The sequence below is a fragment of the Serratia sp. root2 genome (assembly GCF_031931805.1).
Taxonomy (GTDB): Bacteria; Pseudomonadota; Gammaproteobacteria; order Enterobacterales; family Enterobacteriaceae; genus Serratia; species Serratia inhibens.
This window is the reverse complement of the sequence record NZ_JAUJXB010000001.1, coordinates 972,277-994,764: the sequence shown is the minus strand read 5'-3', so window position 1 is coordinate 994,764 and position 22,488 is coordinate 972,277. Positions and strand designations below refer to the sequence as shown.

Genomic DNA, 22,488 nt, shown 5'->3' with positions numbered 1-22,488 from the left:
TTATACAGTCACAAGGAGATTGCCGATGAACATTACCCCCTGCGTATCCCACGTTTCTCTGGGCACCAATCATTTCGATGCCGCCGCCGAATTTTACGATCGCACGCTCTCCGCATTAGGTTGCCGACGAGTGCTGGAGCACCCTGGCGCTATTGGCTATGGGCGTGATTACCCGGAGTTCTGGTTGCAGGTGCCGATCGACAACCAACCCGCAGGTACCGGTAACGGTATGCACGTAGGTTTTTTCGCCACCAGCAAACAGCAGGTCGATGATTTTTACCGGCTGGCGTTGCAGGCCGGCGCGAAAGATGAAGGAGCCCCAGGTTCACGACCACACTATGGCGAAGCCTATTACGGTTGCTTTGTGCGCGATCTGGACGGGCATAAAATCGAGGCCAGTTTCTGGGACGAAAGCGCGGCCTGAAGGCGGTAAACTGCAGACAAAAAAATGCCGGTGGTTAGACCGGCATTGTATGAATCAATGTGCTATGCAGTAATTCTAAAAAATAAGAAAGTAAGACAATTATGGAGCGCAACGCCCATCGCTTGACGTTGCATTCACCTGCGAGAGAGATCATGCCCCATTTCCCCGAGGCAAAAATTGATATCGCTCAATGTTAACCGGGTTTTCACGCTTTTTTGGCTACAGCCAACGGCTGCGTTTCAGCCACCAGGCGACGCCGAGCACCAGGCCCGTCAGCATCAGGCAAAACGTGGCAAAGCCAAAAGGATTGCCTCCACCGGGAATACCACCCAGGTTAACGCCGAACAACCCGGTCAAAAATGTGGTGGGCAAGAACACCATTGCCAGTAGCGACATGGTGTAAGTACGGCGGTTCATGGCGTCGGCCATCACGGTGGTAATCTCATCGGAAAGGATCGCAGTACGCGCAATGCTGCCATCCAGATCATCCAGGCCACGCCCCAGACGGTCGGCAACATCTTGCATGCGGCGTCGGTCGTCATCGTTCATCCAGGGCAACCGCTCGCTCGCCAGCCGGGAAAATACGTCGCGCTGCGGCGCCATGTACCGGCGCAACACAATCAGTTGTTTGCGGATCAGTGCCAACTGCCCGCGCTCCGGAATTTGCTGCTCCAAAAGCGCATCTTCCAAATCGATGATCTTATCGTGCAGATCCTCGATAAAATCGCTGGTGTGATCGTTCAGCGCATCAGAAACCTCCACCAGCCAGTTGCCGCTGTTGGTTGGCCCAGCACCGCTTTGCAGATCGCTCACCACCTGATCGATGGAGTACACCTTACGATGTCGGGTGGAGACGATCAGTTTATCGGTCATATACACGCGAATGGTCACCAACTGATCCGGCCGCGAGTTGGCGTTGAAATTAATACTGCGCAGCGTGATCATGGTGCCATCGCCCAGGCGGCTGACCCGCGGGCGTGAGCTTTCCCCTGATAACGCTTCTCTTACCGCATCCGGCAACAGCGGCGTAGTGTTCAGCCATTCAGCGCTGGCCGGGTGCGCATAATCCAGATGCAACCAGCAAGGCTCATCGCAGGTGATTTTATCATCGTAGTCAATCGATGTTACGCCGCCCTTGCCATCGAGCTGATAGGCATACACCGCATCAGGAACCTGTAACTCGCGCCCCTCAATGACATCCATTCCTTATCCCCTTCGCTTTTCAGTTACACCAGAGTCTAGCGTTAATGCTTTGCCACTCAAAGATAAAGCCACTCGATGGTTACCCCTGACCCGCACCTTATGCGCTAACATGGGTGAATAATACCCAACGTTCAGCCCGGTCCCCCATGAAATGCACATCAACGTTATTGTTGGCCTCAGTTTTGACACTTGCTGCTACGCCTTTTTCTCCGCTGTTTGCCGCGGATAATTCACTCAAGGGTATCGCCGATGCCTATCAGCTCAAGCTCGGCGACTCGGCGGGTAATTTGCCTTACTACGTCGCCAAAACCCACGGGCGAACACCGCATTCCGCGTTAATCGTGCTGCACGGCCACCCCAGGGACGCCGGAAAAACGTTGGCTGCGGCCCTAAAGGCGGCCCAACGGGCAGATAAAACCGACGACACTTTACTGGTTGCGCCGCTCTATCCGGTCCCCGCTGCGCAGGCCAGGCGCTGCCATTCGCCCGGCGTTCCTTCGGCGCAGCCGGATGATGCATTGTGGAGTTGCAGCTCCTGGATCGAGGGTGGGTTGGATTTACAGTCAAAAGTCAGCTCGTTTGCCGCGCTTGACCAATTGCTCGCCGAGCTGAAAATCAAATGGCCGCAGTTACAGCGGATAACTGTCGCTGGGTTTTCTGCCGGCGCGCAGTTCGTGCAACACTATGTCGGGTTTGCGGCCCCCCCCACCGGCGTGAGCATAGGTTATGTCGTTTCCGACCCCGGCAGTTGGCTTTACTTTGATCGCTTTCGGCCACAGCCGGCTGTCGACTGGCTCAGTTGCAGTCAGGAAAAAGGTTGCGACTTTACCTGGACGGAAATTACCGACGACTCATGCCCAAACCTAAATCGCTGGAAATACGGTATTGAAAATATCCCCGCTTTTCATGGTCAAACCCGCGAAACTGTGCGTCAACGCTATGCCGCGGCGGATATCACCTACATTGAAGGCGGAAAAGATACCGGCATCGCGCCCGGCACCTTCTACAAGATACTCGACAAATCCTGTGCTGCGCAGGCTCAGGGCCCCTATCGTCTGCAACGCGGCATCGCCTATGCGGCTTACGATCGGCATTTTTTAGCCCCACGAGCCAAACGTCGGTTATTGATCGTCCCCGGTTGCGCGCACGATGTGTCTTGCATATTTCCTTCCTCTGTTGCGCGCAGCGCGTTGTTTGTGTCGCAATGAACTAAATAAAAGCCCCGCATTTGAGCGGGGCCTGAAAAGTACCTTAGGAACGACGCTGATAAATCAGTGCTGCAAAATATACATCGTCTGGCTGTAAGCCACGTCTTCCGGATTGGTGATCGGGTAGCCTTTTACCCAAGGCTTGATCAGGCGACCGTTGGTATACTGGTAAATTGGCGCGATCGGCGCCTGTTCCGCGATAATCTGTTCCGCTTTATTGTAATCCGCCGTCAGAGCCTTTGCGTTGGTTTCCCGGCTGGCCTGCGCCAGCAAATTGTCATACTTCGCGCTCTTGAATTTGGCTATGTTACCGCTGTGGGATGAGCTCAACAACGACAGGAAGGTCGATGCCTCGTTGTAATCGCCCACCCAGGAAGCGCGCACTACGTCGAAGTTACCGGTGTTACGGCTGTCGATGTAGGTTTTCCATTCCTGGTTTTGCAGCTTGACGTCAATACCGAGCGTTTTCTTCCACATCGAAGCCACGGCGATCGCGATTTTCTGATGGCTTTCAGAGGTGTTGTACAGCAATGTCAATTTCAACGGGTTATTTGGGCCGTAGCCGGCAGCCTGCATCAGCGCCTTGGCTTGCGCATTCAGTTCCGCCTGCGATTGCTGCTGCATCAGGCTCACTTCCGGTTTGAACCCGGCGGTGACGTCCGGCGTGAAGTGATAAGCCGGCTTCTCACCGGTGCCCAGCACTTTTTCGGCGATAATTTTACGGTCGATCGCATAAGACAGCGCTTTACGCACTCGCACATCGTTGGTCGGCGCACGTTGGGTATTGAAAGCGTAATAATAAGTACCTAGCTGATCCGGGGTATAAACCTGATCCGGGATATCTTTCAGCAACTTCTGGTACATATTTTTCGGGAAGGACTCAGTGATATCAATGTCGCCGGCCAGGTAGCGTTTGGTGGCATTGGACTCCTGGTTGATCGGCACAAAGGTCACTTTGGTCAGCACGGTATGTGCGTGATCCCAATAATGTTCATTTGGCGTCAGCACCAGTTTCTCGTTGACCACACGTTCTTGCAGTTTGAACGCGCCGTTGCCCACCAGATTGTCGACTTTGGTCCAGTCATTGCCGAACTTTTCCACCACCGACCGGTTCACCGGGAACAGGCTGAAGTTGGCGGTCAGGCTGACAAAATACGGTACCGGTTTGTTCAATTGCACTTTAAAGGTGTAATCGTCCAGCGCCGTTACGCCCAGCTTGTCGGCTGGTAGCTTGCCGGCGATGATCTCGTCCGCGTTCTGAATGCCGGCCAGTTGGGCGAACCAGGCGAAGGGTGACAGATTTTTCGGCTCGACCAGGCGTTGCCAGCTATAAACAAAATCTTTTGCCGTTACAGGGTCACCGTTTGACCAGCGTGCATCTTTGCGCAACGTGAAGATATAGGTTTGGTTATCGGACGTTTGCCAACGGGTAGCGACGCCGGGGATCACCTTGCCGTTGGCATCCTGATTCACCAGCCCTTCGAACAGATCGCGTGCCAGTTGCGCCTCCGGCAAACCCACGGCCTTGATCGGATCCAGTGAAGCCGGCTCATCTTTAATATGACGAACAATTTCCTGCTTTTCCGCCAGAGTGGTGCCTGGGGGAACCTGCGCCGCCATCGCGCTGCTTAATCCTGCGCCAATAGCCACTGCACACAACGTAAAACGAAAACCTTGCTGAATTTTTCTTCTCGTCATTCTGATTCATCCCCGTTAACCATCTGAATTTTTTATCATATAGCACAAGATCCGTCTCACCTATAGTCCAAGGCGGGCAAGATGCAAAAACTGAGGGCCAGGCAATAAAAAATGCCCGTGCGACAGCGTCGGCACGGGCATTTTTGTCTCAGGCGTGATTAGTCGTAAAGGTGAATGCTGTTGATGCGGTAGCTGAACTCTTCACCCTCTTCCTCGTCGAAAATGGTGAAGAAGCTTTGTTCGGCGAGCGGTTTAGAATAAATATCGGTCTTCTGCATCTGGCGCGACTCGGCATCGTCATAACCATAGTCGAGATAGAAGGTGTTTTTCTGGTAATCGACGTGCAGGGTAAAGGGATAATTGGACTCATCGCCGTGCCCATCGTCGTTCTTCACCACGCCGAACCATTCCCCCTGACGGATCTGGTTTTCCTCATCCACGCCGCACAGCAGCGTGATGGTATCCTTTTCATTTTCGCTATAGCTGGCAACTATTCTGGCTACTGGCATGTTAAATCCCCTGCTTGGTTATTGGGTTAGCTTTGCCGATAGTATAACAACAGCGAAATGACCGGCGCGGTTTTATTGCTGCCTGCGCCAACGCACAGCTCACATATCAGGCAAAGGTGAAACAATTGCTCTGGGAAAGATGAGCCAAAGCGTAATACACTGAATAAAATGATAATGACTCTCGACATTTAACCCAGGGACAACACCATGATCCAGCATCGACCGCGCAGTGAACGTGGCCAATTGGCCGTTGCAGGAGAGAATTACGGCAGTTCGCTGTTAGGCGCGCCGCTGCTCTATTTCCCCGCAGCCATCAGCGGCCCGGAAACCGGACTGATCATCGCCGGTACCCACGGTGACGAGGGAGCCGCTATCGTCACCCTTTCTTGTGCGCTACGCAGCATTGCGCCAAACCGGCTGCGCCATCACGTGGTGTTGGCGGTCAATCCCGACGGTTGCCAACTGGGGTTGCGCGCCAATGCCAACGGCGTTGACCTGAACCGTAATTTCCCCGCCGCCAACTGGCGCTCAGGCGATACGGTTTATCGTTGGAACAGTGCGGCGGAAGCGCGGGATGTCAAACTGTCAACCGGCGGCCGCCCCGGTTCGGAACCGGAAACCCAGGCGCTGTGTCACCTGATTCATCGGCTGAAACCGCGCTGGGTGGTGTCGTTTCACGAACCCTTGGCCTGCATTGAAGATCCCGCCAGCTCCCAGCTCGGAGTCTGGCTTTCGCATAAGTTTGCCTTGCCGCTGGTCACCAGCGTAGGTTACGAAACGCCGGGTTCGTTCGGCAGTTGGTGCGCCGATTTGTCGCTGCCTTGCATTACCGCCGAGTTCCCGCCAATTTCCGCCGATGCAGCCAGCGAGAGTTACCTCGATGCGATGGTAGAGCTGCTGACCTACCAGGATTAATTCTGCCGCGGGGCGAGATTGATCGCCCCATAGTCGAAATCCAGCCCCGTATCAACGTCCCGTGCCAGCCAGGTTGGGCCATCCAAATCCACAAAGCGCGCTCCCGGGGCCAACGGTAACGCCGCGTTGATTGCCCGCGAAGTACACAACATGCAGCCGAGCATAATGGCAAACCCCTGCTCCCGCGCCTGCGCAGCCAGCGCGAGCGCTTCCGTCAGGCCGCCGGTTTTATCCAGTTTGATATTGACCATCTGATAACGACCGATAAGTGCAGGCAGATCGCTGCGGGTGTGGCAGCTCTCATCGGCACAAATCGGCAGCGGGTGGATAAAGTTCTCCAGCGCGCCGTCATCGGCTGCAGACAGCGGCTGTTCCAACATCGCCACGTCCAGATCCGCCAGCAGTTGACAACGCGCCGCCAACCCCTCCGCCTGCCAGGATTCGTTGGCATCGACGATCAGCGTCGCATTCGGCACCGCTGCGCGGATAGCCACCAGTCGCTCGCTGATCAGGTGATTATCCAGCTTGATTTTCAACAAACCTGCGCCCTGCTGGTCGAGCTCGCGCGCAGCGAACGCCATTGCCTCCGGCGAGCCGATGCTGACGGTTTGCGCCATCAGGATGCGTTCCGGCTCCGTGACACCGCTGCGCTGCCAGCGGCTCTGGCCGCTGAGACGGCACTCCAGATCCCATAGCGCCGAATCCACCGCATTGCGTGCCGCGCCCGCCGGCATCAGAGGCTGCAACTGCTCACGCGTCACTCCCCGCTCGATAGCCGGTACCACCTCGGCCAGTTGCGCCAGCACCGAGGCTTCGCTTTCGCCATAGCGTGCATACGGCGTACATTCGCCGATACCGCGCACACCCTGCAGTTCAATCTCGACCACCACGACTTTCGCTTCGGTGCGGCTGCCGCGGGCAATGACAAAGGCGGTATGCAATGGCCAGGCTTCTGGGTAAAAACGCATGCTTCTCATAACGGCTCCTGAGCAAAAATAGCGCATAAAATCGGGCGAACAGGCGGATAGTTTTTGGACACAACCTAATATATACAACTATTTAGCAAACTTTATATATCCAACCCACAATTGTTGACTTAAACTGACGCCAGGGCGTGAACCTAATGGTAAACCCAGCCATTGGGACTGTTTTATTAGGCTCATACCCTTTGTATAAACACCTGTAAAAGGAACCAAGCCAATGACTCAGACAGTACATTTCCAAGGTAACCCGGTCAGCGTTGCAGGCCACCTGCCACAATCGGGCGAACAAGCCAAAGCATTCTCTCTGGTTGCCAAAGACCTGTCAGACGTAGCGCTAAGCAGCTTCGCAGGTAAACGCAAAGTCCTGAACATCTTCCCAAGTATTGATACCGGCGTTTGCGCTGCCTCGGTACGTAAATTCAACCAGCTGGCGAGCGGTCTGGATAACACCGTAGTGCTGTGCATCTCCTCCGATCTGCCGTTCGCCCAGTCACGCTTCTGCGGCGCGGAAGGCCTGAGCAACGTAGTGACGCTGTCCACCCTGCGCGGCGCAGAGTTCAAACAGGCTTACGGCGTCGAAATCGCTGAAGGCCCGCTGGCGGGTCTGACTGCACGTGCGGTCGTGGTGCTGGATGGCCAGGACAATGTGCTGTACAGCGAGTTGGTGAATGAGATCACCAACGAGCCGGATTACGATGCTGCGCTGGCTGCACTGAAGTGATATGAACAGGGCCGGCTTTCGCGGGCTCTGATAAGCGAAACGGGCGCCACGGCGCCCGTTTTTTATTCTTCGCTTTCCCCTGTCGCCTTGCGGCTGCTCAACCCATACTCACGCAGCTTGTTGGCGATCGCGGTATGCGAGACCCCCAGACGTTTCGCCAGTTTTCGCGTACTCGGGTAAGTGCGGTACAACCGCGTCAGCACCGAACGCTCGAAACGCTTGCTGATATCGTCCAGAGAACCGTCCAGTACTTCGTCGCCCAGCGACATCTCAACCTCAAACTCAGGCAATACGATATCCTGCGGGCGCAGTTCAAAGCCTTCCGTTTGCGTCAGAGCGCGGTAAATGGCGTTTTTCAGCTGCCGCACGTTGCCCGGCCAACCGTATTTGCTGAGGAAACTGCCCAGATCGTTCGCCAACTTCGGCCGCGCCACACCCTGTTCGTCGGCAAAGCGTGCCACAAACAGCTCGGTCAACGGCATGATGTCCTGCGGACGCTCGCGCAGCGGCGGAATGGTGATAGTCAGCACGTTAAGGCGATAATAGAGATCCTCGCGGAATTCACCGCGCTGCACCAGCTCCGTCAAATTTTTCTGGGTAGCGCAGATGACCCGCACATCCACGTGCACTTCATGTTCTTCCCCTACGCGGCGGAAAGTGCCGTCGTTGATGAAACGCAGCAGTTTGGTTTGCATGCGCGGCGACATTTCACCGATCTCATCCAACAGTACCGAGCCGCCGTGCGCCTGCTCGAAGAAACCCTTCTTGCCTTCCAGCGCATTGGGGTAAGCGCCAGGCGCATGGCCGAACAATTCGCTTTCCACCACGTCATCCGGCAGAGCGGCGCAATTTAGCGCCAGGAACGGCTGTTTGCCGCGCGGACTGCGCAAGTGACAGGCGCGAGCCAGAATGTCTTTGCCGGTGCCGGTGTCGCCGACCAACAGCAATGGCGCATCCAGCATCGCCAGTTTACGCGCCTGCTCCAGCACCTGACGCATTTTCGGGCTGACGGCCACGATATGATCGAATTCGGTATCGTCGTTCACCGACAAGTTCTGCAGCTGGCGCCCCATGCGAGCGGTGGATTTCAGCATGACCACCGCGCCAACGGTAGCCTTCTGCTGGTTTTCGTCTTCCAGATAGATGGGCGTGATATCCATCAGGAAATCCTGACTGCGGATCACGACTCGTTCAGAATGCGGCTCCGTTTGTTCGCTCTCCAGCCAGCGGCTGAAGTTATAGCCACCAATCAGCGCCGCAGCGGTCTGATTGCGAATTTTATCTTCGCTGAAGTTGAACAGCGCCTGCGCTGCCGGGTTGGCCAACTCGACCTTGCCCCGCATATCAATCGAAAATACCGGCTCCGGCATCGACTCCAGCAGCGCCCGCAACGCACGGTGTTCGCGCTCGGATGGCATGAAGTTAACGGTGCGCACGTCGGTCACACCGGCAATGCGGCGGATTTCCGCCATCAGCGCACGGAAGGTGTCAAAATCCAGCTGGGAAAAATTGAGGTAAATGCGGCCGATGGGATCGATTTCGATACCCCGTAAATCAATGCTGCGCGATACCAAAAGATCGAGTAATTCTCGAGTCAGACCGAGCCGGTCTTCGCAAAATACTTCCAAACGCATCAGTATTGGCCTTATCTCTGCAAGTGCGGGGATGACTGACGATGATGATACTCTCTCACCCCGAGCGGTAGAAGCAATCTGTCAGCAAAAGTTGACAGAACTCTGATTTATCGCCGTCGTTGATGATTTTAAACGCAAGTAAATAACACCATCGGCGTCATTTTAGTTCATTTGCAGAGAGTTATCATAACCGGCAATAATTTTTCAGATAAATATAATGTGATTGCAGGGAGATCGTCTTTCGTCAACCAGAGGTTACGTATTGAGCTGCGCGGCGGTTATCGATGCAGAAATAAGCAACTGCGCCCGGGTGGGCGCAGCAGCGAGTTATTTGGCTTTGTTATCGCTTTTTTTCATGGCGTCTTTCAGTTGACCGACCAACTGGCTGCGGAAATCCCCAAGTTTGGGCTTCTCACCTTCCAGCCAAGGAAGCGGCCGGCACAGCTCCATGGCCTTGATGCCCAGCCTGGCGGTCAGCAAACCTGCGCCAATCCCCTGGGCTGCGCGGGCTGACAGCCGTGCGGCGAGATCCTGTGACATCCAATCCATCCCCACCTCGCGCACCAGTTCTGACGCACCGGCAAAGGCGATATTCAGCAGCACCAGGCGGAACAGCCGCAGACGGCTGAAATAACCCAGCTCGATGCCGTACAACGCCGCGATGCGGTTGATCAGCCGAATGTTGCGCCAGGCGATAAACGCCATATCTACCAGCGCCAGCGGGCTGACGGCGATCATTAACGTAGATTCGGCCGCCGAACGACTGATTTCACGGCGTGCCTGATTATCCAATACTGGTTGCACCAGCTTGGCATAAAGCGCCACCACTTCACGGTCGTTTTGAGTTTCATGCAGTGAAGCCTGCCAGCGCTGTAACGCAGGGTGGCCCTGATCGAGGCCGGCCTGCCGCGCCAGCTTCTCGCAGAACTCTCGGCCCTTGCCCAACCCGTGGCTGTGCAACAGTTCTCGCGCTACGTCGCGCTCTTCCGCACGCTGGCGCAGACGATACAACCGGCGCCATTCGGTCACTACCGAGCCCACCCCGGCAAACACGATCAAGCCGCCTGCCACGCCGCCTCCCATGGCAATCCAATCCTGCTGCACCCAAGCGGTATGCACCCACTGCACGCCCTGCGCCACTACACTGACGCCGAACAGCGCCAACCCGGCGGTAACCATTTTGCGCCATAGGCTGCGTTTGGGTTTCAGCGCGGCATTGATAATGCCTTCGGCGCGCCCTTCTTCCTCTTCCTGCTCCAACTCCGGCGCAGCCGGGAAAAAACGCTCCGCCTGCTGTTCATCAAAAGCGACGTTGGCGCGCAATATTGGCTCTTGCGGCGGCTGCAACGGTTCTTCAAAATCGATACGCGGCTTTATAGGTTCGCTCATCGCAATTTATCTCCCAATAAAAACTCCATCACCGCATCCAGGCGGATATGCGGCAACGGGCTGTCCACGCTCATGGCCCTGGGCCGAAATTCATCAAAGTGGAAACCCTGGTTTTGCCAGAAAGCCGGCCCCGGCAAACGCGCCGGCACTTCGCCGGGGAACACCGTCAGTGGCGCACCATCGGTGAGGCGATTACCCTTCAAGGCCGGGATCCGCTGCCCCTGGTGATCGACGATGCCGCTTTCGGTCGCCTGCACGGAGGCCAGCCCCACACAGTCCATGCTGATGCCCTCAAACGCCGCGTTCTGCCACGCTTCCTGCACCAACTGCTGCAACAACGACACCAGATTGGCGTGCTGGTCGGCGGTAATGTGATCCGCCTTGGTGGCGGCAAACATCAGCTTGTCGATGGTCGGCGAGAACAACCTGCGAAACAGCGTGCGCTTACCGTAGTGGAAACTTTGCATCAGTTGGGTCAGCGCCAGGCGCATGTCGTTGAACGCCTGTGGGCCGCTGTTGAGCGGTTGCAAGCAGTCAACCAGCACAATCTGCCGATCGAAACGGACGAAATGTTCTTTATAGAAGTTTTTGACGATGGACTGGCAGTAGTAATTGAAACGCGCCCGCAGCATGCCGATGTTGGTGTGCTTGTCAGCCTGCGCCAGTTTCGATTCGCCGAGACTGTCGACATTGGGCCACGGGAAAAACTGCAACGCCGGTGCACCGGCCAGATCGCCCGGCAGCACGAAGCGGCCCGGCTGGATAAAGTGCAAGCCTTCGCTTTTGCAGCGCAGCAGATAATCGGTGTAGGCCTGAGCAATAGCCGCCAACTTGTTTTCATCGGCCGGCGCGAGCGGATCGCAACCTTTGCACAGTTCTAGCCAGGGCTTGGCCCACTCGGCGCGATCGCCCTGCAACAGACCGGCCATCTGGCGCGACCAGGCCAGATAGTCCTGTTCCAGCATGGGCAAGTCCAGCAACCACTCGCCGGGGTAATCGACGATCTCCAGATACAGCGTCGAGGTATCTTTAAAATGCCGCAGCAACGAATCGTTGGAACGGTAGCGCAGCGCCAGGCGAATTTCGCTGACGCCGCGCGTCGGGGTCGGCCAACTTGGCGGGGTGCCATAAAGCTGAGCCAGCCCTTCATCATAGGTAAAACGTTGAATGCCAAGATCGCGCTGCGGAATGCGTTTCACGCCCAGCAAACGTTCTTCGCGTACTGGCGAAAACAGCGGCATGCGCGCACCGCTGTGAACATGCAGCAGTTGGTTGACGAAGGCAGTGATAAAGGCGGTTTTGCCGCTGCGGCTAAGGCCGGTCACCGCCAGACGCAAATGGCGATCCATCCCGCGGTTGACCAGCGAGGTTAACTCATTTTGCAGTCGTTTCATTGTTCTCCTTGGCGTAACGCCCAAATACCTTGTTCAGGCCTTTGCGGAACAGGGGTTCCAGCACCAGTGCCAGTACAAAGCGAATCGGTTTGCGACCAACGGTCCGCAGCAACCAGCCGGCCGCGCCGGCAGGGCCGTAATTCAGTAATGCTATGATGATCACTTTAGACAAAGTCTTCAACACTGTACCTGCTCCTTGTTTGATTCCAGCGGATTTAACGGCTTTTGCGGCATAGGTTTTATTCATTATCAATGCCCTCCGGCACGGTTCACTTTAAAAGGATGTTGGCAAGTACAATGCCTGACCTGCGCCACGCGCAGGTCATAGCACGCGAGGCAGGGTTACAGCTTGCGGAAACGGCTCTGTACGCCGAAGGTATCCGACGTGACGTAACGCTCAACCTGACGCAGTTGCTGTTCGCCACTGCCCAGTTCGTACTCCAGTTGATCGAGCAACTGGCGCGGCGTCTTGTTGTTTTCGCCTTCGAAACGGCTGGCCGGTGCCTCATCCAGCACGAAAACCAGCGCGAAATAGGCCACCAGCGTGAAGAAAAACAGGCCGAAAATCATCGACAGCACCACTATTACGCGGATCAGGCGCACCGGCACGTCAAAATAATGAGCCAGACCGGCGCAGACGCCCTTCACCATGCCTTCCTCAGGTACGCGATAAAGTTTTTTACTGCCCAGAGTATTGCTCATCAAGACTGTCTCCAGTTCGGGTGTTCTGCATCGAGGATTTCTTCCAGCGCCTGAATGCGTTCACGCATGCGCTTGGCATCGTCGGCCAACTGTGCCAGACGCTGCATTTCCTGATGGCTCAGTTGAATGCCGTTTTGTTGCCGATTGCTGTAATGCAGCCAAAGCCAAATCGGTGCGACAAACAACACAAAGATTGTCAACGGAATGGCAAGTAGTAGAGCACTCATTTCTTTTCCTTCTTATTGCGTCTGTAATAGGCGGCCACATCATAGTGGCCGCTGTAGCCTTACTCAGTGCGGTTCATTTTGGCTTTCAGCGCCGCCAGTTGTTCGCTGATGGCATCGTCGGCCTTCAGTTCGGCAAACTCCTGGTCCAGAGACTTCTTTTTACCGATGATGACGCTTTCCGCTTCGGCTTCCATATGATCGATACGGCGCTCAAACTGTTCGAAACGCGCCATCGCCTCATCCAGTTTGCCGCTGTCGAGCTGGCGGCGCACGTCGCGAGAGGAGGATGCTGCCTGATGACGGAGCGTTAACGCCTGCTGGCGTGCACGGGTTTCGGTCAACTTGTTTTCCAGCTCGCCGATTTCGCTTTTCATCCTGGCCAGCGTCTCTTCCACGATAGACACTTCGTGGGTCAGCGTTGAGATCAGGTCAGCCACTTTCTGTTTTTCGATCAACGCCGCGCGGGCCAGGTCTTCTTTATCTTTACGCAGTGCCAGTTCGGCCTTGTCCTGCCAATCGTTGAGCTGATTTTCACCCTGCTCAATGCGGCGCAGCAGTTGCTTTTTCTCCGCCAACGCACGCGCCGAGGTGGAGCGCACTTCAACCAGCGTGTCTTCCATCTCCTGGATCATCAGGCGTACCAGTTTTTGCGGATCTTCTGCCTTATCCAGCAGCGTATTGATATTGGCGTTCACGATGTCGGCAAAACGAGAAAAAATACCCATAATTCACTTCCTCTTGGTTCTGATGGCGTCTGAAGCGCCGCGTTAAGTAATACATCTTGCCCAAAGACTTAATCAAAACCCGTGCCAACTTTTACTTCATTGAATATTAAGCATTATTTATTTTTGACTCTCCACCAGCATGCTGTAGAGTGATTATTTTCACCAAACATTGGCGAATTTCATCATGAGCGAACAGTTAGAAAACCTGCTGGGCGAAGCGAACGCCTTTGTCGAAGTATTGGAACAAGTCTCGCAACTGGCAAAGTTGAACAAGCCAGTGTTGGTGATCGGCGAACGCGGCACCGGCAAAGAGCTGATCGCCCACCGTCTCCACTACCTTTCCAACCGCTGGCAAGGGCCGTTTATCTCGCTTAACTGCGCGGCTTTGAATGAAAACTTACTGGATTCCGAGCTGTTCGGCCATGAAGCGGGTGCCTTTACCGGTGCGCAGAAACGCCACCTGGGCCGCTTTGAGCGCGCCGACGGTGGCACGTTGTTTCTCGACGAACTGGCCACCGCCCCCATGCTGGTGCAGGAAAAACTGCTGCGGGTGATTGAATACGGCCATCTGGAGCGTGTAGGCGGCAGCCAACCACTGCAGGTTGATGTGCGGTTGGTGTGCGCCACCAACGATGACTTGCCTGCGCTGGCGGCCGCGGGAAAATTCCGCGCCGACCTGCTGGATCGGCTGGCGTTCGACGTCGTTCAACTGCCGCCGCTGCGCCAACGCCAGCAAGACATCATGTTGCTGGCTGAACACTTTGCGATTCAGATGTGCCGCGAGCTGTCGCTGCAGTTGTTCCCCGGCTTTACCGAACGCGCCAGAGATACGCTGCTCGCCTATAGCTGGCCGGGCAACGTGCGGGAATTGAAAAACGTGGTGGAACGCTCGGTGTACCGGCACGGCACCAGCGCCAGCGCGCTCGATGAGATTGTTATCAATCCCTTTGCCCAACGGGAAAGCCCCCTTCCGCTGCCGGAGCGCGAAACGCACAATGATCGACCGACGCTGCCGCTGGATTTAAAAAACTGGCAGTTGGAACAGGAAAAGTCGTTGATCGAAGCGGCGCTGCAACAAGGGAAATTTAACCAACGCAAGGCAGCGGGCCTGCTGGGGCTGACCTATCATCAGTTGCGGGGGATGCTGAAAAAACATGCACTCCTGCAAAATGGAGATGCGGACGAAGAATAATGGGCAAAAAAAAAGCCAGCACCCGAGCTGGCTTAAAAAACACTGGAAGCAATGTGAGCAATGTCGTGCCTTTCACTACCGGGCCACTAACTCTGGCCTTCCGTAAACTGCCAGGTGATGATAATAGTTATCAGTATCACCTGTAAAGCGCTTTGTTGAGAATATTTCTCATTACCACACTGATACTGTGCACTTACCATTCAGGGAAGGGATCGGCCATATCCAGCCAATAGTCCACACCCGCCGCCATTTGGTCATCGTTCAGCAGGCAGGCATCCAGCAAACGGGTGATTTCCGCCTGCCGCAGGTGCTGGCCGATAAACACCAATTCCTGGCGCATATCGCCAAACGGCTCCACCCATTTTGCCTTAATTTGCGCTCGGGTTTCTTCATCTTGTGGCCAGTTCTCCTGCGCCAGCGCGCGCCAGAAGGTGCCCGCCAGCCCATAATGAGCGATGCCACCGGCCTGGTTCCACTGCCCCGCTTGCCGCGGGCGAGTAGCCAGCCAAAAGAACCCCTTTGAACGCAACAGCTTGCCGCCCCCCCAGTCGCCGTTGATCATCCGATAAAACTTATCGGGATCAAACGGTCGCCGAGCCTGATAGACAAAGCTGCTGATACCATAGTGTTCCGTCTCCGGAACATGTTCACCCCGCAATTCCTTCAACCAGCCCGGCGCCTGTTGGGCCTTTTCGAAGCTGAAGCTGCCGGTGTTCAATACGGCCTTCAACGGTAATTTGCCGGGGGAAATAGGGATAATATTGGCGACCGGGTTAAGGCTGGCAAGCAGCGCCATGATTTCCCCCTGCTGTTCTGGCGTCAGCAAATCGGTTTTACTCACCAGCATCACATCACAAAATTCGATTTGCTCGATCAGCAGGTCCGCCACGCTGCGCAGATCGTCCTCGCCCAGGCTTTGCCCGGCCTCCTGCAAGGTCTGAGCCTGCTGGTATTGCTGCATGAAATTCACGCCATCCACCACCGTGACCAGCGTATCCAGCCGGGCGAACTGCGACAGGCTTTCACCCTGTTCATCTTCAAAGGTGAAGGTTTCCGCCACCGGCAGCGGTTCTGAAATACCGCTGGATTCAATCAGCAGATAATCGAAGCGACCGGCCTGCGCCAATTCACGCACCGAGACCAACAGATCTTCGCGCAACGTGCAGCAAATGCAGCCATTGCTCATTTCCACCAGTTTTTCCTGTCGGCGATCGAGCTGGACCTGGTTCTCGATCAGCGCAGCATCAATGTTCACTTCGCTCATGTCATTAACGATCACCGCCACGCGCATGCCCTGGCGGTTATTCAGAATATGGTTCAGCACCGTGGTTTTACCGGCGCCGAGAAAACCGGAAAGTACGGTAACGGGTAACGGATTCATCAGGTTCCTCACTTAAAACTCATTTCGTAATGCCTGGTAGCCGCGAACCAGTTCGACGTTAGTGGCGGCCACCTCTTCAGAAAATTGCAGCGCGCTGCGATCAACCTGGCGATACAACGACAGGTCGCTGTCGGCGCCCACACGCTCGGTCGATGGGATATACAGGTTCTCCGGTAGCGTGACGCCATCCACCACCGCGTTGTACCGCACCACGCAGCCGGAACGGATATGGCAGTTGAACAGCACGCTGTTGAAACCGATAAACACCCGATCCTCTATGCGACATGGGCCGTGAACAATCGCGCGATGGGCGATGGAGCTGTAGCGGCCGATGTTGACCGCCGCTCCGCTTTTCGAGTGGATCACCACGCCGTCCTGAATATTCGAGTGAGAACCGATAACGATCGGTTCCATATCGCCGGCCGCATTCAGTTCATCGGCGCGGATCACCGCGTAGGGGCCAACGTAGACAAAATCTTCGACAACCACCCGGCCACAGATAATGGCGGTAGGATCGATATAAGCCTTTGGCGATACTTGCGGCAGGTGGCCACTGGGATTTTTACGCAGCATCGCCTTCCTCCCGCCAGCTCAATTCGGCCACCGCATTGTGGGCGTGCAGACTTTCCTGATGCTCCACCCGCAACGAGAACCCCCGCTGGCCACATTGGCTGCGCAGCATCCGGTACAGACGACGCGCTGCGTCCTCGCAAAACATCAGGTTCTGGCCATTAGCCAGGGCAAATGCCTGTTCGTCCCGGCGCTTTACCAACGTTTGCGACGGCGTGCCGAGCGCATGCTCAATGCGATCGATTAAATTGACCACCGGTAACGCCGGTTCACTGCCACTGAGCGTCAGCGTCACCCAGGCCCAACTGCGCTGGCTGTGCGGGGTAGCGGGCATTCCCTGCTCACCCAGCCACTCGATCACCTGCTGCCGATCGACCCTGTCCGACTCCTGTTCAAAATCAAACTGAAACTGCTGTTGCGCCAGTTGACGGCTGAGCGCCGCCGAGCTGGGACAGGTAGAGGAATACGGCACGCCGACCGTCAGCGATAGCGCCAGAGTCTTGTTCAAGGTAGCGTCAATGCGCAGCGGGTAGGCTTTCCAGCCGCGGTTTGGCGACAGCAATGCCGGCCGCGACAGCAGCAGCTCGCCGCTGATGCTCAAGCTCACACGGTCACTGTGTTCGGGCTGAGAAGCCAAAATGGCCTTTAGCGTCTGCCCGATGCACTGCGGCGTCAGTTCGCCCTGCGTCAATTCATCCAGCGCCAGATACAGCCGTGACATGTGTATTCCCCGCGAGCCTTGACGGTTGGCGAGAAGATTGATGCCAACGTTGACCTTCGTCATCAACGGCTTGCCCGCCAATTCCAATGGCAGCGCTATCTCTTGCATCCCGACCCAATCGAGCCCGACTTCACTCATCTCACCCTGCCAGGCCTGGGCATCCGGCAACGGCTGGGGTGGTGGAGGTGCAATCTTGTTCATATGTCCCCTTGCGGTTATTGATATCGTGCCTGGGAACGGTAACATGAATTTGTTATGTTATAACATATCATTTGTGTTATTTTTTGCCTGTGACGGCAAAGTGTTCAATCAAGTCGCAGAAAACTCAGCCATTTTGCTCAATGGATTGGGCAGTTCGCCAGAGTGCGATACACTAACGCTATTGCTTATTAACCCATGAAGCGTCTATGCGTGGTTTACCCCTTTGGATTCTGTCATTGAGCTGCCTGGCGAATTCCGCTCTGGCCTCAACACCGCCTGCGCCCACCGCGGCGACGCCGTTGCCGGACATCCGCCAGAGCGGCTTTGTCTATTGCGTCAGCGGCATACTGAACACCTTTAATCCGCAGATGGCCAGCAGCGGGCTGACTGTCGATACCCTGGCCGCACAGCTGTACGACCGCCTGCTGGATGTCGACCCTTATACCTACCGGCTGATCCCCGAACTGGCGCAAAGCTGGGAAGTGCTCGATAACGGCGCAACCTACCGCTTCCACCTGCGCAAGGACGTGCCATTCCAGACCACCGCCTGGTTTACGCCAACGCGCAAATTGAACGCCGACGACGTGGTGTTCAGCTTTGAACGCATGTTTAATCAGAAGCATCCGTATCATGATGTCAACGGCGGCGAGTACCCTTACTTCGACAGCCTGCAGTTTGGCGACTCGGTGCAAAGCGTGAAGAAGCTCGACGACTACACCGTCGAGATCCGCCTGCAGGCGCCGGACGCCTCGTTTTTGTGGCATATCGCGACCCACTACGCCCCGGTGATGTCGGCAGAATATGCGCAAGGCCTGACGCGCGAAGGCCATCAGGAAATGATCGATCGTGAGCCGGTCGGCACCGGGCCCTTCCTGTTGAATGAATATCGTTCGGGGCAATATATCCGTCTGGCGCGCAATGACGTCTACTGGAAAGGCCTGCCGCGCATGCCGCAGGTGGTGATCGACCTGGGCGCCGGCGGCACCGGCCGGTTGTCTAAGTTGTTGACCGGCGAGTGCGACGTGCTCGCCTATCCCGCAGCCAGCCAGCTCTCGATTCTGCGCGACGACCCGCGCCTGCGCCTTACGCTTCGGCCGGGCATGAACATCGCCTATCTGGCTTTCAATACCCGCAAACCGCCGTTGAACGATTTAAAAGTGCGTCAGGCCATTTCACTGGCTATCAACAACCAACGCCTGATGCAGTCGATTTATTACGGCACGGCGGAAACCGCTGCCTCCATTCTGCCGCGCGCCTCGTGGGCCTACGACAATGAAGCCCACGTCACCGAGTTTGATCCGGCAAAATCGCGCGAAATGCTCAAGCAAGCGGGTATTGAATCGTTGAATCTGAAGCTGTGGGTCCCTACCGCATCACAGTCCTATAACCCCAGCCCACTGAAGACCGCCGAACTGATCCAGGCCGATTTGGGCCAGGTTGGCATTAACGTCACTATCGTGCCGGTAGAAGGCCGCTTCCAGGAAGCGCGACTGATGGAGATGAATCACGATCTGACCCTCACCGGCTGGGCCACCGACAGCAACGACCCGGACAGTTTCTTCCGGCCGCTGTTGAGCTGCGCGGCAATCCGCTCGCAAACCAACTATGCTCACTGGTGTGAGCCTGGGTTTGACGAGGTGCTGCAAAATGCTCTGCTGTCACAGCAGTTGTCGCAACGCATCGAAAACTACCAAAAGGCGCAAAAAATTCTTGAGCAGCAACTGCCGGTGTTGCCGCTGGCGTCCTCATTGCGCCTGCAGGCTTACCGCTACGACATCAAAGGTCTGGTATTGAGCCCGTTCGGCAACGCGTCATTTGCCGGGGTGTACCGTGAATCCGCGGAGGGGCCGAAAAAGTGATTATCTTTACCTTGCGCCGCATCTTGTTGTTGCTGATCACACTGTTCTTCCTGACTCTGGTCAGCTTTAGCCTGAGCTATTTCACGCCACGCGCGCCGCTGAACGGCGCCGCCCTGCTCGATGCCTACCACTTTTACTTTGTCAGCCTGCTGCACTGGGATTTTGGCGTTTCCAGCATTAACGGCCAGGCTATCAGTGAGCAACTGCGTGAAGTATTCCCCGCCACCATGGAGCTGTGCATACTCGCTTTTACTCTGGCGTTATTTATCGGCATTCCGTTGGGGATTATCGCCGGCGTAATGCGCGGAAAATGGCAGGACACCGCCATCAGCACTTTTGCACTGCTCGGGTTTTCGATGCCGGTTTTCTGGTTGGCATTGCTGCTGATGCTGTTTTTCTCGCTGCACCTTGGCTGGTTGCCGGTTTCGGGCCGTTTCGATCTGCTGTATCAGGTCAAACCCATCACCGGCTTTGCGCTGATTGATGCCTGGCTGTCAGATTCGCCGTACCGTTCCGAGATGATCGGCAGCGCGTTGCGCCATATGATTTTGCCTATTGCCGCGCTGGCGGTAGCGCCCACGACCGAAGTGGTACGCCTGATGCGGATCAGCACCGACGACGTGCTCAACCAAAACTACATCAAAGCCGCCGCCACCCGGGGGTTATCCCGCTTTACCATTATCCGCCGCCACGTACTGCATAATGCATTGCCGCCTATCGTGCCCAAGCTGGGGCTGCAATTCTCCACCATGCTGACGCTGGCGATGATCACCGAAATGGTCTTCAGTTGGCCTGGCCTCGGCCGCTGGATGATTAACGCCATCCGCCAGCAGGATTATGCGGCGATCTCCGCCGGCATAATGGTGGTCGGCACGCTGGTGATCACCATTAACGTCCTGGCCGACATTTTGGGTGCAGCAACCAACCCATTGAAACATAAGGAATGGTATGCCCTTAGATAACGTATACCGCGAAAAGAAAATGCCCAGCCCGCTGCTTTACACCTGGCGGATTTTTTACGGCGATGCCCTGGCGATGATCGGCTTCTACGGCGTGATCGCGCTGCTGCTGCTGTGCGTATTCGGCAGCCTGCTGGCGCCTTATGCACTCGATCAACAGTTCCTGGGCTATCAGTTGCTGCCGCCTTCCTGGTCGCGTTACGGCAACGTTTCCTTCTTTCTCGGCACTGACGATCTTGGCCGCGATATTCTTAGCCGCCTGCTGACCGGCACTGCCGCGACCTATGGATCCGCGTTATTGGTTACCCTGGCCGCCGCCTTTTTCGGCGTGATCCTCGGCGTGTTTGCCGGCGTTACCCACGGCCTGCGCTCGGCGGTGCTGAACCACATTCTCGACACCCTGCTCTCCATTCCCTCGCTGCTGCTGGCGATTGTGGTGGTGGCGTTCCTTGGGCCAAAGCTCGAGCACGCGATGCTGGCGGTCTGGCTGGCGCTGTTGCCGCGCATGGTGCGCACCATTTACAGCGCGGTGCACGACGAGCTGGAAAAAGAATATGTGGTGGCGGTGCGTCTCGACGGCGCCTCCACGCCGCAAATCTTGTGGTACGCGGTGATGCCGAATATCGCTGCGGTGCTGGTAACCGAATTTACTCGCGCGCTGTCGATGGCGATCCTGGATATCGCCGCACTCGGCTTCCTCGATCTCGGCGCGCAATTGCCTTCGCCGGAATGGGGCGCCATGTTAGGCGATTCGCTGGAGCTGGTGTACGTCGCGCCCTGGACGGTCATGTTGCCCGGTGCGGCGATCCTGATCAGCGTGCTGCTGGTTAACCTGTTGGGCGACGGTATGCGCCGCGCAATCAACGCAGGAGTGGAATAATGCCGTTACTTGATATCCGCAACCTGACGATTGAATTTATGACCGCCGACGGGCCGGTCAAGGCGGTCGACCGCGTCAGCATGACGCTGACCGAAGGTGAAGTGCGTGGCCTGGTGGGTGAATCCGGCTCGGGCAAGAGCCTGATCGCCAAAGCGATTTGCGGCGTAACCAAAGACAACTGGCGCGTCACCGCAGACCGTTTCCGCTTTGATGATATCGACCTGCTGCAATTGACGCCACGCGAGCGACGCAAGCTGGTCGGGCATAACGTCTCGATGATTTTCCAGGAGCCACAGTCGTGCCTGGACCCTTCTGAGAGCATCGGCCGCCAACTGGCGCAGGCGATCCCTGGCTGGACCTATAAGGGCCGCTGGTGGCAGCGTTTCAACTGGCGCAAACGTCGCGCCATTGAGCTGCTGCACCGGGTTGGCATCAAAGATCATGTCGACATCATGGGCAGCTTCCCTTATGAGCTGACCGAAGGCGAATGCCAGAAAGTGATGATCGCCATCGCCCTGGCCAACCAGCCGCGCCTGCTGATTGCCGATGAGCCGACCAACGCCATGGAACCCACCACCCAGGCGCAAATTTTCCGCCTGCTGGCCCGGCTGAATCAAAACAACAACACCACCATTTTATTGATCAGCCACGATCTGCAGATGATGAGCAAATGGGCCGACCGGGTGAACGTGTTGTATTGCGGCCAAACGGTAGAAAGCGCGCAGTGTGAAGATCTGCTGGCGGCGCCTCATCATCCGTACACTCAGGCGCTGATCCGCTCAATGCCGGATTTTGGCCGTTCGTTGCCGCATAAAAGCCGGCTCAATACGTTGCCGGGCGCCATTCCGTCGCTGGAACATCTGCCGATCGGTTGCCGTCTGGGGCCACGTTGCCCTTACGCGCAGAAAAAGTGCATCGAAACGCCGCGCCTGCGCCCGGTGAAAAACCACTTCTTCGCCTGCCACTTCCCGTTGAACATGGAGGAGCAATAAC

23 protein-coding genes are annotated in these 22,488 nt (G+C 56.3%); 9 read left to right on the top strand and 14 right to left on the bottom strand.

The window, feature by feature from the left end; translation table 11 throughout:
* The first annotated feature begins 25 nt into the window (after positions 1-25).
* A complete protein-coding gene (locus tag QZQ97_RS04695) occupies positions 26-424 on the top strand; it encodes a VOC family protein (protein WP_311992456.1) in 399 nt (132 codons plus the stop codon).
* A 219-nt stretch (positions 425-643) separates the two neighbouring features.
* Here QZQ97_RS04695 and zntB read toward each other — a convergent pair whose 3' ends face one another.
* Positions 644-1,627: a zinc transporter ZntB gene (gene zntB / locus QZQ97_RS04690; RefSeq protein ID WP_311992455.1), complete on the bottom strand. Its 984-nt coding sequence runs from the start codon at positions 1,625-1,627 to the stop codon at positions 644-646.
* A 146-nt stretch (positions 1,628-1,773) separates the two neighbouring features.
* Between zntB and QZQ97_RS04685 the strand changes: the two genes are divergently transcribed.
* Positions 1,774-2,835 (top strand): hypothetical protein, encoded by a 1,062-nt coding sequence (locus QZQ97_RS04685; RefSeq protein ID WP_311993870.1) that lies wholly within the window; start codon positions 1,774-1,776, stop codon positions 2,833-2,835.
* 63 nt (positions 2,836-2,898) lie between these two features.
* On the opposite strand, the gene QZQ97_RS04680 is transcribed toward QZQ97_RS04685, so the two are convergent.
* A complete protein-coding gene (locus QZQ97_RS04680; protein ID WP_311992454.1) occupies positions 2,899-4,533 on the bottom strand; it encodes a peptide ABC transporter substrate-binding protein in 1,635 nt (544 codons plus the stop codon).
* Positions 4,534-4,691: 158 nt separating this feature from the next.
* Entirely contained in the window at positions 4,692-5,042 is a 351-nt protein-coding gene (locus QZQ97_RS04675; RefSeq protein WP_311992453.1) for a hypothetical protein, read from the bottom strand.
* Positions 5,043-5,249: 207 nt separating this feature from the next.
* On the opposite strand from QZQ97_RS04675, the gene mpaA reads away from it, so the two are divergent.
* On the top strand, positions 5,250-5,957 hold the full coding sequence (gene mpaA, locus QZQ97_RS04670) for a murein tripeptide amidase MpaA (protein WP_311992452.1): 708 nt from the start codon (positions 5,250-5,252) through the stop codon (positions 5,955-5,957).
* On the opposite strand, the gene ycjG is transcribed toward mpaA, so the two are convergent.
* Complete coding sequence (ycjG, locus tag QZQ97_RS04665) at positions 5,954-6,934, bottom strand: L-Ala-D/L-Glu epimerase (RefSeq protein ID WP_311992451.1); 981 nt, start codon at positions 6,932-6,934, stop codon at positions 5,954-5,956. The two genes, mpaA and ycjG, sit on opposite strands and share 4 nt — an antisense overlap.
* A gap of 223 nt (positions 6,935-7,157) precedes the next feature.
* On the opposite strand from ycjG, the gene tpx reads away from it, so the two are divergent.
* Positions 7,158-7,661: a thiol peroxidase gene (tpx, locus tag QZQ97_RS04660; RefSeq protein WP_006319550.1), complete on the top strand. Its 504-nt coding sequence runs from the start codon at positions 7,158-7,160 to the stop codon at positions 7,659-7,661.
* A gap of 62 nt (positions 7,662-7,723) precedes the next feature.
* Here tpx and tyrR read toward each other — a convergent pair whose 3' ends face one another.
* The 7 genes from tyrR to pspA form a co-directional block, all read right to left on the bottom strand.
* Entirely contained in the window at positions 7,724-9,295 is a 1,572-nt protein-coding gene (gene tyrR / locus QZQ97_RS04655) for a transcriptional regulator TyrR (RefSeq protein WP_311992450.1), read from the bottom strand.
* Positions 9,296-9,622: 327 nt separating this feature from the next.
* Positions 9,623-10,684, bottom strand: a complete 1,062-nt coding sequence (locus tag QZQ97_RS04650; protein WP_062870999.1) for a YcjF family protein — start codon at positions 10,682-10,684, stop codon at positions 9,623-9,625.
* Positions 10,681-12,078, bottom strand: a complete 1,398-nt coding sequence (locus tag QZQ97_RS04645) for a YcjX family protein (protein ID WP_311992449.1) — start codon at positions 12,076-12,078, stop codon at positions 10,681-10,683. The genes QZQ97_RS04650 and QZQ97_RS04645 overlap by 4 nt, the downstream gene beginning before the upstream one ends.
* Positions 12,059-12,325, bottom strand: coding sequence for a phage shock protein PspD (gene pspD / locus QZQ97_RS04640; protein WP_006319543.1), 267 nt, complete (start codon positions 12,323-12,325; stop codon positions 12,059-12,061). The genes QZQ97_RS04645 and pspD overlap by 20 nt, the downstream gene beginning before the upstream one ends.
* Positions 12,326-12,420: 95 nt before the next feature.
* The gene (pspC, locus tag QZQ97_RS04635) at positions 12,421-12,780 is read right to left on the bottom strand and encodes an envelope stress response membrane protein PspC (RefSeq protein ID WP_311992448.1); all 360 of its coding nucleotides are present in this window, start codon (positions 12,778-12,780) and stop codon (positions 12,421-12,423) included.
* Entirely contained in the window at positions 12,780-13,007 is a 228-nt protein-coding gene (gene pspB / locus QZQ97_RS04630) for an envelope stress response membrane protein PspB (protein ID WP_006319541.1), read from the bottom strand. The genes pspC and pspB overlap by 1 nt, the downstream gene beginning before the upstream one ends.
* Positions 13,008-13,066: 59 nt before the next feature.
* Positions 13,067-13,732 carry a phage shock protein PspA gene (pspA, locus tag QZQ97_RS04625; protein WP_311992447.1) on the bottom strand — a complete coding sequence of 222 codons (666 nt, stop codon included), beginning with the start codon at positions 13,730-13,732 and terminating at the stop codon, positions 13,067-13,069.
* A gap of 184 nt (positions 13,733-13,916) precedes the next feature.
* Here pspA and pspF point away from each other — a divergent pair, with 184 nt between their 5' ends.
* On the top strand, positions 13,917-14,924 hold the full coding sequence (gene pspF, locus QZQ97_RS04620) for a phage shock protein operon transcriptional activator (RefSeq protein ID WP_311992446.1): 1,008 nt from the start codon (positions 13,917-13,919) through the stop codon (positions 14,922-14,924).
* Between the two features lie 193 nt (positions 14,925-15,117).
* Here pspF and zigA read toward each other — a convergent pair whose 3' ends face one another.
* From zigA to folE2, 3 genes are read right to left on the bottom strand one after another with little or no spacing between them, the layout of a single operon-like run.
* A complete protein-coding gene (zigA, locus tag QZQ97_RS04615; protein WP_311992445.1) occupies positions 15,118-16,305 on the bottom strand; it encodes a zinc metallochaperone GTPase ZigA in 1,188 nt (395 codons plus the stop codon).
* A gap of 12 nt (positions 16,306-16,317) precedes the next feature.
* Entirely contained in the window at positions 16,318-16,878 is a 561-nt protein-coding gene (locus tag QZQ97_RS04610) for a carbonate dehydratase (RefSeq protein ID WP_311992444.1), read from the bottom strand.
* Positions 16,868-17,797, bottom strand: a complete 930-nt coding sequence (gene folE2, locus QZQ97_RS04605; RefSeq protein WP_311992443.1) for a GTP cyclohydrolase FolE2 — start codon at positions 17,795-17,797, stop codon at positions 16,868-16,870. The genes QZQ97_RS04610 and folE2 overlap by 11 nt, the downstream gene beginning before the upstream one ends.
* Positions 17,798-18,003: 206 nt before the next feature.
* Between folE2 and sapA the strand changes: the two genes are divergently transcribed.
* The 4 genes from sapA to sapD are packed head-to-tail and all read left to right on the top strand — an operon-like array spanning position 18,004 to position 22,487.
* Positions 18,004-19,656 (top strand): ABC transporter substrate-binding protein SapA, encoded by a 1,653-nt coding sequence (sapA, locus tag QZQ97_RS04600; RefSeq protein ID WP_311992442.1) that lies wholly within the window; start codon positions 18,004-18,006, stop codon positions 19,654-19,656.
* A complete protein-coding gene (gene sapB, locus QZQ97_RS04595; protein ID WP_311992441.1) occupies positions 19,653-20,618 on the top strand; it encodes a putrescine export ABC transporter permease SapB in 966 nt (321 codons plus the stop codon). Before sapA ends, sapB begins: the two co-directional genes overlap by 4 nt.
* Positions 20,605-21,495: a putrescine export ABC transporter permease SapC gene (gene sapC / locus QZQ97_RS04590; RefSeq protein WP_311992440.1), complete on the top strand. Its 891-nt coding sequence runs from the start codon at positions 20,605-20,607 to the stop codon at positions 21,493-21,495. Before sapB ends, sapC begins: the two co-directional genes overlap by 14 nt.
* Positions 21,495-22,487: a putrescine export ABC transporter ATP-binding protein SapD gene (gene sapD, locus QZQ97_RS04585; protein ID WP_311992439.1), complete on the top strand. Its 993-nt coding sequence runs from the start codon at positions 21,495-21,497 to the stop codon at positions 22,485-22,487. The genes sapC and sapD overlap by 1 nt, the downstream gene beginning before the upstream one ends.
* Position 22,488 lies beyond the last annotated feature (1 nt).

What these genes read in the sequence shown, in the direction of transcription:
- pspB (WP_006319541.1), bottom strand. Translation starts at nt 13,007, where the DNA reads ATGAGTGCTCTACTACTTGCCATTCCGTTGACAATCTTTGTGTTGTTT.
- zntB (WP_311992455.1), bottom strand. Translation starts at nt 1,627, where the DNA reads ATGGATGTCATTGAGGGGCGCGAGTTACAGGTTCCTGATGCGGTGTAT.
- QZQ97_RS04645 (WP_311992449.1), bottom strand. Translation starts at nt 12,078, where the DNA reads ATGAAACGACTGCAAAATGAGTTAACCTCGCTGGTCAACCGCGGGATG.
- sapD (WP_311992439.1), top strand. Translation starts at nt 21,495, where the DNA reads ATGCCGTTACTTGATATCCGCAACCTGACGATTGAATTTATGACCGCC.
- pspF (WP_311992446.1), top strand. Translation starts at nt 13,917, where the DNA reads ATGAGCGAACAGTTAGAAAACCTGCTGGGCGAAGCGAACGCCTTTGTC.
- QZQ97_RS04610 (WP_311992444.1), bottom strand. Translation starts at nt 16,878, where the DNA reads ATGCTGCGTAAAAATCCCAGTGGCCACCTGCCGCAAGTATCGCCAAAG.
- QZQ97_RS04695 (WP_311992456.1), top strand. Translation starts at nt 26, where the DNA reads ATGAACATTACCCCCTGCGTATCCCACGTTTCTCTGGGCACCAATCAT.
- sapC (WP_311992440.1), top strand. Translation starts at nt 20,605, where the DNA reads ATGCCCTTAGATAACGTATACCGCGAAAAGAAAATGCCCAGCCCGCTG.
- mpaA (WP_311992452.1), top strand. Translation starts at nt 5,250, where the DNA reads ATGATCCAGCATCGACCGCGCAGTGAACGTGGCCAATTGGCCGTTGCA.
- QZQ97_RS04650 (WP_062870999.1), bottom strand. Translation starts at nt 10,684, where the DNA reads ATGAGCGAACCTATAAAGCCGCGTATCGATTTTGAAGAACCGTTGCAG.
- pspC (WP_311992448.1), bottom strand. Translation starts at nt 12,780, where the DNA reads ATGAGCAATACTCTGGGCAGTAAAAAACTTTATCGCGTACCTGAGGAA.
- zigA (WP_311992445.1), bottom strand. Translation starts at nt 16,305, where the DNA reads ATGAATCCGTTACCCGTTACCGTACTTTCCGGTTTTCTCGGCGCCGGT.
- sapA (WP_311992442.1), top strand. Translation starts at nt 18,004, where the DNA reads ATGCGTGGTTTACCCCTTTGGATTCTGTCATTGAGCTGCCTGGCGAAT.
- QZQ97_RS04685 (WP_311993870.1), top strand. Translation starts at nt 1,774, where the DNA reads ATGAAATGCACATCAACGTTATTGTTGGCCTCAGTTTTGACACTTGCT.
- tyrR (WP_311992450.1), bottom strand. Translation starts at nt 9,295, where the DNA reads ATGCGTTTGGAAGTATTTTGCGAAGACCGGCTCGGTCTGACTCGAGAA.
- ycjG (WP_311992451.1), bottom strand. Translation starts at nt 6,934, where the DNA reads ATGAGAAGCATGCGTTTTTACCCAGAAGCCTGGCCATTGCATACCGCC.
- QZQ97_RS04675 (WP_311992453.1), bottom strand. Translation starts at nt 5,042, where the DNA reads ATGCCAGTAGCCAGAATAGTTGCCAGCTATAGCGAAAATGAAAAGGAT.
- folE2 (WP_311992443.1), bottom strand. Translation starts at nt 17,797, where the DNA reads ATGAACAAGATTGCACCTCCACCACCCCAGCCGTTGCCGGATGCCCAG.
- QZQ97_RS04680 (WP_311992454.1), bottom strand. Translation starts at nt 4,533, where the DNA reads ATGACGAGAAGAAAAATTCAGCAAGGTTTTCGTTTTACGTTGTGTGCA.
- pspD (WP_006319543.1), bottom strand. Translation starts at nt 12,325, where the DNA reads ATGAATAAAACCTATGCCGCAAAAGCCGTTAAATCCGCTGGAATCAAA.
- tpx (WP_006319550.1), top strand. Translation starts at nt 7,158, where the DNA reads ATGACTCAGACAGTACATTTCCAAGGTAACCCGGTCAGCGTTGCAGGC.
- pspA (WP_311992447.1), bottom strand. Translation starts at nt 13,732, where the DNA reads ATGGGTATTTTTTCTCGTTTTGCCGACATCGTGAACGCCAATATCAAT.